At 33.7% G+C, this 14,360-nt stretch carries 8 protein-coding genes; 2 read left to right on the forward strand and 6 right to left on the reverse strand.

All coding sequences use genetic code 11. The annotated features are described in order from the left end of the window. Positions 1-29: 29 nt before the first annotated feature. The gene (locus IPJ23_06955; GenBank protein MBK7630422.1) at positions 30-3,119 is read left to right on the forward strand and encodes an efflux RND transporter permease subunit; all 3,090 of its coding nucleotides are present in this window, start codon (positions 30-32) and stop codon (positions 3,117-3,119) included. A 2-nt stretch (positions 3,120-3,121) separates the two neighbouring features. Continuing rightward, positions 3,122-3,421 (forward strand): hypothetical protein, encoded by a 300-nt coding sequence (locus IPJ23_06960; protein ID MBK7630423.1) that lies wholly within the window; start codon positions 3,122-3,124, stop codon positions 3,419-3,421. A gap of 586 nt (positions 3,422-4,007) precedes the next feature. On the opposite strand, the gene IPJ23_06965 is transcribed toward IPJ23_06960, so the two are convergent. From IPJ23_06965 to IPJ23_06990, 6 genes are all read right to left on the reverse strand, one after another. After that, the gene (locus IPJ23_06965; protein ID MBK7630424.1) at positions 4,008-5,702 is read right to left on the reverse strand and encodes a PQQ-dependent sugar dehydrogenase; all 1,695 of its coding nucleotides are present in this window, start codon (positions 5,700-5,702) and stop codon (positions 4,008-4,010) included. Next, positions 5,699-9,463, reverse strand: a complete 3,765-nt coding sequence (locus IPJ23_06970) for an alpha-amylase (protein ID MBK7630425.1) — start codon at positions 9,461-9,463, stop codon at positions 5,699-5,701. Before IPJ23_06970 ends, IPJ23_06965 begins: the two co-directional genes overlap by 4 nt. A 194-nt stretch (positions 9,464-9,657) precedes the next feature. After that, a complete protein-coding gene (locus IPJ23_06975) occupies positions 9,658-11,205 on the reverse strand; it encodes an FAD-binding protein (protein MBK7630426.1) in 1,548 nt (515 codons plus the stop codon). A gap of 62 nt (positions 11,206-11,267) precedes the next feature. Next, a complete protein-coding gene (locus tag IPJ23_06980) occupies positions 11,268-12,059 on the reverse strand; it encodes an SDR family oxidoreductase (GenBank protein MBK7630427.1) in 792 nt (263 codons plus the stop codon). Between the two features lie 29 nt (positions 12,060-12,088). Next, entirely contained in the window at positions 12,089-13,288 is a 1,200-nt protein-coding gene (locus tag IPJ23_06985) for an acetate kinase (protein MBK7630428.1), read from the reverse strand. A gap of 38 nt (positions 13,289-13,326) precedes the next feature. Continuing rightward, positions 13,327-14,262, reverse strand: a complete 936-nt coding sequence (locus tag IPJ23_06990; protein MBK7630429.1) for an NAD(P)-binding domain-containing protein — start codon at positions 14,260-14,262, stop codon at positions 13,327-13,329. Positions 14,263-14,360 lie beyond the last annotated feature (98 nt).

Genomic DNA, 14,360 nt, shown 5'->3' on the forward strand with positions numbered 1-14,360 from the left:
TTATTTTTGAAAGAAATTCGGATTAAAAAATGAAATTAGCTGATGTCTCCATAAGACGCCCTGTTTTTGCAACTATGATGATTATGTCATTGATTGTGCTCGGACTTTTTTCTTACTACAAGTTAAGCGTGGATTTATACCCTGATGTTGATATTCCTTTTGTTGTAATTACAACTGTGCTCCCAGGAGCAGGTCCGGAACAGATCGAAACAGATGTAACAAAGATTATTGAAGATGCTGTTAATCCTGTTGAAGGTGTTGACTTTATCCAATCAACATCACAGGAAAATGTATCAATAGTTGTAATCGCTTTTAAACTTGAGATAAACGGTAAGGATGCTGCACAGGACGTACGTGAAAAAATAGCTGCCATAAAAGCTAACCTGCCAACGGAAATTGAAGACCCTGTTATTCAACGATATGATCCTGCAAGTCTACCAATTATGTCTTTAACTGTTTCCGGAAATATGTCTGATAAAGATATTACTACTTATACAAAAGATGTAATTAAAAAAAGATTAGAAAATATTCCAGGTGTTGGTTCTGTCAATCTTGTTGGTGGATCTGAAAGAGAAGTTCAGATTGAAGTTGATGTTGCTCGATTAAGAGCGTACAATATTTCTATCCAAGATGTTATAATGAATGTGGGCGGGCAGAATGTTGAAATTCCAGGCGGTAACGTTACTGAAGGGAAAAGCCAGCTTCTTGTAAGAACAATGGGAAAATACAAAAGCGTTGAAGATTTTAATAAAGTAATTGTTGCTACTCCAATGGGTAGACCTGTTTACTTGTCAGATATCGCTACAGTTGAAGATGGTGTAGTTGAGAAAAAAAGTTTAACAAGAGTTAATGGTAAAATTGCGGTAGGGTTAAATATTATCAAGCAATCCGGTAGCAACACAGTTCAAGTTGCACATAATGTTAACAAACAAATAGCAAACATCCAAAAAGATATTCCAGCAGGTTTAGCAATTAATGTTGCACTTGATAATAGTATATTTATTGAGACTTCAATAGATGATGTATTATTTGATATTCTTTATGGTGGACTATTAGCTGTTATAGTTATATATCTTTTCCTTGCAAACTTTAGAGCTACAGTTATAAGCGGCTTAGCACTTCCTGCATCTATCATTGCAAGTTTTATATTTATGTTTGCACTTGGTTTTACACTAAATATGATGTCCTTACTGGCTTTGTCTCTTGCGGTTGGGTTGTTAATTGATGATGCGATAGTGGTAATTGAAAATATTTATCGTCATATGTCTCAAGGCGAAACCCCAATGGAAGCAGCTAAATCAGCTAGCGAAGAAATTGGTCTTGCTGTAATGGCAACAACCTTTACAATCGTAGCTGTATTTGTTCCTGTAGCTTTTATGCCTGGCATCGTTGGAAGATTTTTTTATGAATTTGGTATAACGATTTCGGCAGCAGTTCTTGTATCTCTTTTTGTAGCATTTACATTAACACCTATGTTATCATCAAAGTGGCTACATAGAGAGGATGAAGAACATACTGGGAAAGAAAATATTTTACAGCGATTTTTGTACAGATTTAATCAATGGTTTAATAAACTTAACAGTAAATATGAAAAATCTTTACGATGGTCTTTATCACACCGAAAAACAATTGTATTTGGCGCAATTGCAATTTTTATTTTAAGCTTTATGTTAATGGGAATGCTTGGTTCTCAATTCTTTCCCGAAAGTGATCAGAGCCAATTTAATCTGATTGTTGAGTCTTCTCCAGGAAGCTCACTTGAACAAACAAGTTATATTTGCGAAAAAGTTGAAGATGTTATTAGAAATAATCCTGAAGTTACTACTGTCTTAACTACAATCGGTTCTGGAAACGATCCTGTAACAAAAGCAACAATACTTGTTAAACTTGTTCACACTAACGAAAGAAATAAATCTGATAAGCAGCTTATTTCTGAAATAAGAAATAAAATTAAGTTTATTCCTGGTGCTAAATTTAGTGCACGTGTTCAAGGCGGACCCGGTGGTAACGAAAAACCAGTAACTCTAAGTATACGTGGAGAAAGCATTGCAGAATTACAAAAAATTGCTGAAAAGGTTGAAGCAATTGTTAAGCAAACTCCTGGTGCTGTTGATGTTGACAACAGTCTTGAATTATCAAAACCAGAAATAAGAATTAATATAGATAGAGAAAAAGCATCGGATCTAGCTGTTAATCCATTCTTGATTGCCTCAACTGTTAGAGCAATGGTTGATGGCGCTGTTGCTACTCAGTTTAAAGAAGGTGATGAGCAGATTGATGTAAGAGTAAGATTAAAAAAAGATGATCGTAAAAACATTAATGATCTTTCTCTGATTACAGTGAAAAGCAATAAAAAAATTGGGAACCAAGATTTTCTTATCCCCATAACTGATATTGCCACTATCACACAGGATGTTGGTCCTGCCAAAATAAATAGATACGCAAGACAGAAAGAAATAAGAGTTGATGCAAACCTTGATGGTAGATTTTTAGGTGTGGTTTTAGGTGATATTCTAAAAGAAACTTCTAACTTAGAATTAAAATCCGGCTATTCAATTAATGTAATTGGTCAAGGACAAACGCAAGAAGAATCATTTGGGAATATGCTTCTCACATTGCTTTTAGCTATTGTTTTTGTTTACATTGTGCTCGCTGCACAGTTTGATAGCTTTATACACCCGTTTTCAATTATGCTTGCATTGCCTATGTCTATAATTGGCGCCGTTCTATCGTTGTTAATTTTTGGTAGCGCTCTTTCAGTCATGTCTATGATCGGTATAATAATGTTGATGGGATTAGTTACTAAAAATGGAATTTTGCTTGTTGATTACACAAACGTTTTACGTGAGCGTGGAATGTCCAGATTTGATGCTTTAGTTAAAGCAGGACCAACAAGATTACGCCCCATTTTGATGACTACTTTTGCAATGATATTTGGAATGGTTCCAGTTGCACTTGCTCTTGGTGAAGGTGCTGAATTCCGTGCTCCAATGGGACAAGCAGTAATTGGCGGTTTAATAACGTCCACATTGTTAACATTATTTATCGTTCCTGTTGTTTATTCTATACTTGATGATGTTAGTAACTATTTTTCCAAAAACAAAAAGAATAAGATCTAAAAATGAAATTAGCATTCATAGCATACCGCGATATTCTTGATGATCGTATTTCAGCAGGATTAAATGAACTGGGAATTGATTTTTATACTCAGTGGGAAGATGTTAAAGGTAAAGGACATAAAACTGATGCTCATTTAGGGAATCGTCCTTTTCCTGGGTTTAACCATGTTCGCATGATAGCTTTTCAGGAAGAAAAATTACTGGAAAAACTTATCATCAAAATTAATGAGCTAAATGAGATAGTTGAACGAGATGATGATAAAATTCGTCTCTTCCAGCTTCCTTTAGAAAAAATAGTTTAGTTTTTATAAAAGAGGAAGTTTTTAAAGTAATAGTTTGTTGTGTAAACTGGTTTTAAAACATTCTCTAATTCCCTCCCCATTATTGGACTCACTATTATTAAATATCAAATATTCATTATAAATCTATCACTAAACAAATCAATATATTTTACGATAATGTAATTGAAATAGTTAGTTATGATAATGGGGTAATTTAATTAAGCGAGCATTTGACGGTTAAGGTTATTCCCCAAGCCTTCCGTCAAGGCAAGTTCCCCGGTGTTTATGCGCCGGGGTTTTGTTTTTAGACTAAACAATTCATTCCCATTCTAAACAATTGGTCACAAATCCCGATAATTGTAAAGATAGAAATTATTCAATTATAAAGCCATCAGATCAAGTACAATTTTTGCAAATTTTATAAAATCAAATTAATGTCAGCAAAACCTAAAATTGTTCACACACACAAAAGCTCTGAGATAATTGGTCTTGGAGCTTTTTTATTTGCACAATATGGAAGCAAATAAAACCCGCATCTAAGAATCGCAGGTTTTAATAATTAATTTCTATCGAATTTGATATTTAATTATTCAGATACCATTAATATCTATTTCATTAATATCATCTTTTTTGTGGAGCTAAAAGAACCTGATATTAGCTTGTAAAAATAAATTCCACTTGTAAGTTGTTTAGCATTAAAATCAACTGTATAACTACCTGCAGGTTTTTGATCTTCTAATAATGTTGAAACTTCATTTCCAAGTAAATCATAAATTTTTAATGTCACCAAACCTTCATTTGGAAGTTGAAAATTTATTGAGGTTTTCGGGTTAAATGGATTAGGATAATTTTGTTCAAGTAAAAATCTAACAGGTATTCCCAAATCAACAGCAACAACATTTAAGTATTCAAATGAACCATCATAATTTATTTGCTTTAGACGATAGTAGTAAACACCAGAACTGACTGATTCATCTGTATAACTATATACATTTCGGTTTGTACTTGTTCCACTACCTCCAATAAAAAATATTTCTTCATAATTTACACCATCCCGACTTCTTTCAATCTTAAATCCAGCGTTATTTGTCTCGGTAGCTGTGTTCCAATCAAGCTTAATTTTGCCATTAACTACTGTAGCACTAAAAGAAATTAGTTCCACTGGTACAACAGTAGGAGTAAATGTATAAATCTTTCCATTAAACGAAATCAGGTACAACTCATTATTTTCATCAACTCCAAATGATGTAATAGAACCGGCTGCGGTTGTAATTTGCGAATTTACTACAGGATTAACTCCATCATACTCAAGTGACCAGACTTTAGCTGTTCCGTAATCACCATAAACATATTTCCCATACAACTCCGGAACATTTTGTCCCCGATAAACATACCCTCCGGTTATAGAAAATCCTTCAGAGTGAGGATATTCCCAGATCGGTTGTTCATAAGTCCCATTACATCCGCTTAAATTATATGGATGAGTTCCTTCATAACACCGCCAGCCGTAATTTTTCCCAGTTTGAATTATATCAACTTCCTCCCAAGCGTCTTGTCCAACATCGCCAGCCCATAACCAACCAGTCACTGGATCAATACTGAAACGCCAAGTGTTTCGTAATCCCCACGCATATATCTCTTTGCGAATATTCACATTTGTACTATCCATAAAAGGGTTGCCTGCAGGAATTCCATAGTTTAATGGTGGTTGAGGATTATTTACATCTATACGAATAATTTTCCCAAGCAAAGTTGTTATACTCTGTCCATTACCTAGCGGATCACCGCCTGATCCACCATCACCCGCTGAAATGTATAAATAACCATCGTTTCCAAAAGCTACACACCCACCATTATGATTTGAATACGGCTGATCATAAGTAAGTAAAATTAATTCCGAATTTTTATCTGCCGAATCCGGATTTGCTGCGGAAACTTGAAATCTTGAAATTATTGTGTGCAATGGATTAGGAGCAGTATAGTTAACATAGAAATACCCATTAGTTTCATAATCGGGATGGAAAGCTAAACCAAGTAAACCAGTTTCACCACCCGCCGTTACACGATCAGTGATATTTAAAAAAGTTTTTGTGGTTGAAACATTTGTTTGATTTGGAAAAACTTTAATTATCCCACTTCTTTCAACTACAAACAATCTATCTGTTCCATCGCCAGCGTTTTTAAGATCAAGTGCGCTGGAAAAGCTTAAATTTGGGAATGCAACTTCAAAACTAAATTGTGGAAGTGCCGTAAGTTGAAATAGTATTAACAACAATATTATTGTTTTCATTTTTCTTATCATGGTTTTGCCTTCTTTTTGGTTTTTGTTTTTTTTGTCTTCGATAATTTCTTCTTTGTTTTAGTTACAGAATCTTTCTTTTTAATTACTTCCTTCGTTTTTGTTTTGCCCTCAGTTTTCTTTTTCGGCTTTATCTTTTTTACCACTGTTCTCTTTTTTGTACCAGATTTTTTTATGGATTTAGTTTCAGATACTTCAATTAGTTTTACAACTTTATACTCACTTTTAGATATTCTCTCAAGAACTTCAACATATCTTGCATAAGAATTCTTAAGTGATTCTGAAAATGCCTTTTTAGAAACTTCTGTTTGATTTGAACTTTCTTCAAATTGATTGATAACTGATAGAATAAAATTCCATCTTACATATTCCTCAATCTTTTCTTTATTGAAATATTTTATTTCCTTGTAATCATTAACCTGAATAAATGAATTAAAAAGCTCATAATCGAGAAGAGTTTGGAAGTATATATTTATTATTTCCGTGTTATCTTCTACAACTTTATTTTTGGAATTATTGACTTGACGAGCTTGAACACTCTTTTCAGTAGAATATATTTTACTACCAAAAAGTGTTTTAAATAATTCATAACTCTTGCCCGGATCTTCAAATCTTAAAAAACCAAATATTTCAAGCACAGGTTTCCAGAGAAGAAGGTCATCAAATATTTTAATACGGGTATTTATGCTCTCAACAGAATTTAATATGCCAAATAATATTTTATTAAACAATAGAAAAGATAATTCCTTCTTCCTGTCTATTTCACTCTCAGAAAATAGAAATATCGTAACTTCACTAATCCATTTTGCTGCACGTTTTGATGAAGAAATTTCATAAAATAGCTTATTAAAAGATTTAATTGAACTAAAATCCTTTTCTATTTTATTTAATATTTCTTGCGAAGTCAAATTTAATTTTGCGATTTTATTTAGATCTTTAAATATTCTAAATATTTCATCATCAAACCTTGGGATCTCAATATTATCATTACCATCTGATTCTATTGAGAGCAATAGTCTGCTGAACTTTATTGAAGTAAAAAGATGAATTAAAGAATTATGAAATGGAGCAAGATTCATCTCACTTAAAGCTCGTTCTATGGAATCAACACCTCTGCCATTTAATTGTTCACAAAGAATTTTATATTTACCATCAACATCAAAAACTTCTTTAAAATCTAATAATACTTTTCTTTGATAGCCCATTAAATGAAATGAAAATCCAGCAGAACTTAATTGGCTGCCTGACTCAATGAATTCAAGTTGTTGAACATAATCTTTATAGATATAATAGAATCCAAAACTCGTATTTATTCCTAATGTTTTATCAATTGTTGTTGTGCTGGTTCTACCCTCTTCACCATAAACTCTCTCACAGCTTGCATTTATCGATCCCTGTGCTTCGCTGTATGAGTTGTTATAAACAACAAGTGATACTTCATTTCCACTTCTGTTAGTAAAAGCAAATACATCTTCGTTACAGTTACCAGTTGAATCAATAAAATCGTAAAGTTCAAAATGCTCAACCTGACTAAACAAATATCTTTTCTTTGTTAGCGGAAAGATTTCTTTTTCGTGTCTAATAACAAGGTTATCATCAGTAAACTCAGTATAATAAGCTCGTTTATATTCCATTCCATATTTTTCAGATAGTCCATCTATCTGACCGTGCGCAAACATTGGCAAACCTGGTAAAGTGATTAGCATTGTGGCAACGCCAAAATATTTATCGCCTTTACCAAATTGATTTATTGCAGTTTCCTCATCCGGATTACTCATAAAATTTACATATCGTTTTAAAATTTCCGGATTAAACGCTAGAGTGTTTTTAATAAGCAGTTTATACTTTTCATTTTCTTCTTTCATAAACATATGCATAAATGCACTGTTGTAAACGCGATGCATCCCAAGCGATCTAACAAAATACCCTTCCATCAACCAAAAAGCCTCTGCAAGTAAAAGCGTGTTTGGCATCTCAGCATTTATTCTATCTACAACTTCACGCCAAAATTCTTCCGGCATAATTGAATCAAACTGTGAACGTGTCATCGCATAATCAGCTCGCGAAGGAATTGCTCCGCCGGAACCTGGAATGGGAAACCATAATCGCTGAAAATGTTTTTTTGCAAGTGTCATCGCGGCATCAAAACGAATGATTGGTGTTTTACGAGCGACGTGCATAATCGTTTGAATAAGTGATTCGCGCACTTCAGCTTTCATCAAATCCAACTGTGCAGTATCATTCCACGGCATATTTGTACCATCATTGCCATGATAAATGTAAGTGCGATCGCCTGTATATTTATCCAATCTTTCAAACACAACAGCGGCATCTGATCTTGAATAATACTGGTCTTCAATTCTTACTTCCACACGTTCATCATCAGAAAGATTTGGTCCTGTGAATTTATAATTTGGATATGGAGGTACTTTATTCTGAATAAAATACTCCGGCTTTTCTATTACCCATTTAGAATAAATTCCAGTATGATTAGGAACCATATCGCTTGATAACCTTATTCCTCGATGCCATGCACGGGTTTTTAGATTTTCAAAAGCTGCCTCGCCGCCAAGTTCATTTGCAATCACATAATCATATAAAGAATAAGCAGAAGATGCCGCTTCAGGATTACCCATCATTTGTTTTATTTTTTGTGATGCTGAACTGCGTTCCCAAATCCCGATTAACCATAGTGCCGTAAAATTCCATTTAGCCAAAGTATCAAGTTCTGCATCAGGAATCTCATCTAACCTTTTTATTTCTTTTCCATATTTGCGAGTTAGTTGATGCATCCAAACAAAAGCATTCTTAGCAATCATAACTACCCTAGGCATCCAATCAATATCAACCGTAAATTTATTTACTTCAAGTTGATAATATTCAAATTCCTCAGGCGATAATTTTTTACCCTCAGTTAGTTTCAATTTTAATGATTCAAAATATTTATGATCAAATTCGTAAGTAGGAACAGGTGGTGTTCCTTTTTCGCCTCCACCATGTTTAACAAATAATTTATAATCTTCGTGAATTAGATCTTTACCAGAAAGTATTTTATTTAATATTAATTCATCAATAAAGACATTCCAATTTGAGCGAATAAAATCAAGCTGCTCTTCTAAATTATATGGACTTTGTATTATTGGTTTACGCAGGAATGAGATTAAATTAAATCCGCCAATCTTTGGTTCGCTTTCAAAAAATAATTCTGTCTGTTCAATTATTTCTTTATACTTTGTTTCATTAGCAAGATTTTCATCTGTGTAAAGTTCCTTTAATTGATGTGTTGCTGGATTAATGTTTTCAAGATTTAAAATGATAAGTTCTTCAAGCAAAATCTCACGGTTATCTTTATTTTCTGTTTTACCTTTAAGAAATTCGTTTGGTTTTACTTTGTTTTGATATACACTAAGGGGTGGAAATTGTTCTACAAATTTTAGAAGCGTTTTATCCAATTCATCTTCAGTAATATTATTCTTTAAATATTCAATACTGTCTTTAAATACATTTTTGTTATTGCCTTCTTCATATTTACGAATTAAAAGATGGAAAATTTCGTGAAGCAAACCGAGTGCGTTTATTTGACCCGCAGTTACCTGCAATTCAAATTTGCCCTCATTTCTTCTAACAGAATTTATTTTTTCTGATAACAACCTGGCCGTGCTAAAATCTGAAATGACAAGATTCCCATTTAACGAGAAGAGATTTTCTTCAATAGAGTATTTAATTCGTGAGTCTTTTGTAATGTGAAAATAATATGTAATCATAATGTTTTATCAGAGGTTAAATGTTGAACAGAATAACATTGATTTGAGGTGAAATATAATAAATAATCAACTTAAAATGCTGAGTCGTTAAGTTATCTTTCTACCTCTCGAATAGTTTGAATAGTTTGAATAGTCGGACTTGGAGACAATTAAATTATCACAAAAATAATTCAACTTTTTTAAGTATAATAATCTTACAGGTAAACATTAACACCTACCGCACAGTTCTCACCATCAACTGCTGCTGAAAGTATTCCCCCTGCGTAACCAGCACCTTCGCCACAAGGGAAAAGTCCATTAATTTCCGGATGCATTAAAGTTTCCCTGTCGCGTGGAATTCTGATTGGAGAACTTGTTCTGGTTTCAACACCAACTAATACTGCGTCTTCAGTATAGTAGCCGTGCATCTTTCTATCAAAATTAAAAAGCGCTTTACGCAATCTTAATGCAATAAATGGAGGCAATTCTTTATGCAATGCTGCTGATGTCAATCCCGGGATATAAGAACATTTTGGTAACGATGAAGAAACCTTTTCAGCAACAAAATCTGTTACACGTTGTGCTGGTGCGCTTTGAGTTTGATTTGCAAGTTCAAATGCTTTCTGTTCAAGTTCTTCCTGCAACATCAAAGCAGCAAAAGGTTGATGGCGTTCATACTTCATCCATTCCTGATTTGTTACTTCTACAACAAAGCCAGAATTTGCAAAAGGTGAATTGCGTTTGGATAGTGACATTCCATTTACAACTATTTCCCCTGGCGCGGTTGCAGCAGGAACTATTATTCCGCCCGGACACATACAGAATGAATAAACTCCTCTATCTTCAACCTCAGTAACAAGCGTATAGCCAGCAGAAGGAAGATTTGGATGTTTTTCTTTAGTATGATAACGCATTTCATTAACTAAAGCTTGAGGATGTTCGATTCGTACGCCCATGGCAAATGGTTTCGGATCAATTCGTATTTTTTTCTTATTTAATAAATAATAAATATCGCGTGCTGAATGACCCGTTGCGAGAATAACTGCATCTCCTAGTATTTCTTGCGACGAATTTAACCTTACACCAATAATATTTCGGTCAATTAAAATAAGATCTTCAACTTTCGCATTGAAGTGAATTTCACCACCATTATCTAAAATAGTTTGTCTGATTGCAGCTACTATTTTAGGAAGTCTGTTAGAACCAATATGCGGATGGGTATCAATAGCAATTTCAGGGTCAGCACCATGTTGGATTAAAACATCGATAATTTTTTTTATGTCTCCGCGCTTTGTAGCTCGAGTATAAAGTTTGCCATCGCTGTAAGCGCCAGCCCCACCTTCGCCAAAACAATAATTAGAATCAGGATTCACGATGTGATCTTGTTGAATAGCTCTGATATCCCTTCGACGGTCTTGCACATCTTTTCCCCGTTCAACAATTATTGGTTTGATTCCAAGTTCAATTAATTTTAGCGCTGCAAACATTCCAGCAGGACCAAATCCAACAATAATTGTTTTTTTTGAATCTAAAACTGGATTGTAGGTAATTGTTTTTTTTACTTCCGGATTTTCATCAATATAAACATCAACCAAAATTCTAAATACAATATGTCTACTCCGGGCATCGATCGATTTTTTTAAAGGAATTACTGCGGAGATTTTTTCTAAATCAATTTTAATTTCTTGCGAGGCTTTTGTAGAAAGGATTTCCGGAATATTAATTTCATCCGGTGTAATAGCCAATTCTATTTGCTGTTTCATAGTTTCTCTGTCCTAAGACAGGCTTTTATAATAAGGAATAAGTTTTAATTTAATATCTAAAACTAAAATATAGCTTTTGTTGATCCTCCATCAACCTGAATCGTTGTACCTGTAATATAGCTTGCTTTTTGTGATGCTAGAAAAACAACCATTGCGGCAATTTCTTCTGGACTACCTAATCGATTTAGCGGAACATCTTTTGCCATTTCAACCAATATTTCTTCGTGGGATTTGCCTGATGTTTTAGCACGATTAACAGCAAGTTCATATAGTCTGTGGGTTAATGTAAAACCAGGGGCAACATTGTTTACAGTAATATTTTTATTTCCAAATTCGTTGCTTAGTGATTTTGCAAATCCGGTTACAGCAGCACGCAGAGAATTTGAAAGCATTAAATTTTGCACAGGTTGTTTTACGGCAACAGAAGTAATGTTAATGATTCTACCCCACTCCTGCTCGATCATATTCGGAATAACAAGATTTGAAAATCTAATGACGCTTAACAGAACTTGCTTAAAAGCGTTATCCCAATCTTCCTCTGAAAGATCTCTAAAAAATCCTGGAACAGGTCCACCGCAATTATTAACCAGAATATCAATTTTACCAAAATGATTTTTTACAGCATCGTAAAAATTTTCAATATCCTTTTTTTGATTTAAATCGCACACACCCCAAAAAGGCTCGGTGTTAAATTTATTTTTTATATCCCGAGAAGTTTCAATTAATATTTCTTTTGAGCGAGCACAAATCGCAAGTTTACATCCTTCTTCAGCTAATCCCTCAGCAACCGCTTTTCCAATTCCGGTGCTGGAAGCAGTAACTATAGCTACTTTACCTTTGATTCCAAGATCCATAAATCAACCTGTGGAATAGTTAATCAAAATTATTTTTGCATTCCAGAAACTATTTTTTCGGTATCAAGCGCAATTACCAATTCTTCATTAGTTGGAATACGCATAACAGAAACTTTAGAATTTTCTTTTGAGATGATTTCATCATTATTTTGATTTTTTAATTCATCCAAATTAATGCCCAAAAATTCCATTTCTTTACAAACTTCTTCGCGTATCTCTTTTGAGTTTTCACCAATTCCACCTGTAAATACAAGTGCATCAAGACCGCCCATTGCTGCAGCATAGGCACCAACATATTTTTTTATCCTGTAACAAAAAATCTCAAAAGCCCATTTAGACCTTTGTTGATTATCTTTAACGGCAGTTAGTATCTCACGCATATCGCTGCTTTCACCACTAATACCTATTAAACCACTATGTTTGTTAAGTAAAGTGTTAGCTTCACCAACAGTTAATCCTTCTTTTGCCATAATATATAATATTAAAGATGGATCAAGATCGCCGCTGCGTGTACCCATTAAAAGACCTTCAAGTGGAGTAAATCCCATTGAAGTATCCACAGATTGTCCATTTTTAACAGCAGCCATACTGCAACCGTTACCAAGATGTGCTGTGATGATTTTAAGATCTTTTATGTCATTATTTAATAAAGTCGCTGCACGTTGAGAAACATAAAGATGCGATGTGCCATGAAAACCGTAACGTCTTATTTTATATTTTTTGTACAATTCATATGGAATACCATACAAATAAGATTTTGGCGGCATGTGAGAATGAAACGCAGTATCAAAAACACCACATTGTGGTACGTCGGGTAGAATTCTTTGGCAAGCTTGAATACCTTTTATGTTAGGCGGATTATGTAATGGTGCTAGTTCAATATTATCCTGTAAGACCTTTACAACTTCATCATTAATAAAAACTGAACCGGAAAAAGTTTCACCGCCATGTACAACTCTATGTCCCACAGCTTCAATATCTTTTTTATCATCTATCACCCCATGATTTTTACTTAGCATTACGCCAAGAACATATTCAACCGCAATTTGGTGATCAAGAATTTCACCAGCAATTTTTATATTGTTGCCATCATATCTTTGATGAGATAAAACGGCGCCCGCCATTCCAATTCTATCAACCAATCCTTTTGCTAAGGCAATCTTTTTTTCAGTATCAAAGAATTGATATTTAATTGATGAACTTCCACTATTTAGGACTAATACTTTCATAATATATTTTCCAATTTATTAGAGATTCCCCACTTACATTAATTAAGTTTATTTCCATGTTCGTCATATTTAAAAATACCCTCTCCTGTTTTTTTACCAAGTTTTCTTTCACGAACAAGTTTTCTTAACATAGGATTTGGTCGATATCTTGGTTCACCGAGAGTTTTCCATAAAGTTTCCATCCAAGTCAATACTTCGTCTAATCCCATAGAATCAGCCATTTCAAGTGGACCGTACTGAAAATTATATCCAAGTTTTAAAGCAGTATCAATATCCTTAGCAGAGGCAATCCCTTCTAAAAGGATATGCATGGCTTCATTGATCAGAGGAACAATTGCACGTGTTGTTATAAATCCGGGATATTCATAAACCTCAACAGGTGTTTTACCAATGCGAGATGCAAACTCTTTAACCTTTAAAACAGTTTCATTGGAGGTGTGGAGACTTTTTACTAATTCAACCATCGGAATCTTTGGAACGGGATTTAAAAAGTGCATGCCAATAACTTTGCTTGGTCTGGAAATAGACTCTGAAATATTTGTTAAGCTTAATGTTGAAGTGTTTGAGACAAAAATAGTATCAGGGTTTGCAATTTTATCAAGCTGTTTAAATACACTTACTTTTAAATCAAAATCTTCCTGAACTGCTTCAATTATTATCTCACAGTCTTTTACAGAATTTACATCAGTTGACCATTTAATTCTGCTAAAGATTGCTTTCTTATCAGACTTTGTCATTGCCCATCTTTTTATTTCTCTATCAATTGATTCTGTAAGTTGCGCTTTTGCATATTCCAATTTATCTTCACCTATCTCCACAATTGTTACCTCAAGCCCCATTGCAGCAACAGTTTGCGCAATCCCTTGTCCCATAATTCCTGCGCCAATAATAGCAACATTATTAATTCTGTCGTCGTCATTAGTTGAATTAGATGATTCCAATAAATCTTCTAATCTTAATTTTTCTTCCTGCATAAAATTCCTTACTTAAATTCTCCTAATAATTATATTATCAATTTTGATTTAATAAATAAGACGATGATAAATCTTAACCAATCTTTGTTGAGCTAATT

This window comes from Ignavibacteriales bacterium (assembly GCA_016709765.1).
Lineage (GTDB): Bacteria > Bacteroidota > Ignavibacteria > Ignavibacteriales > Ignavibacteriaceae > IGN3.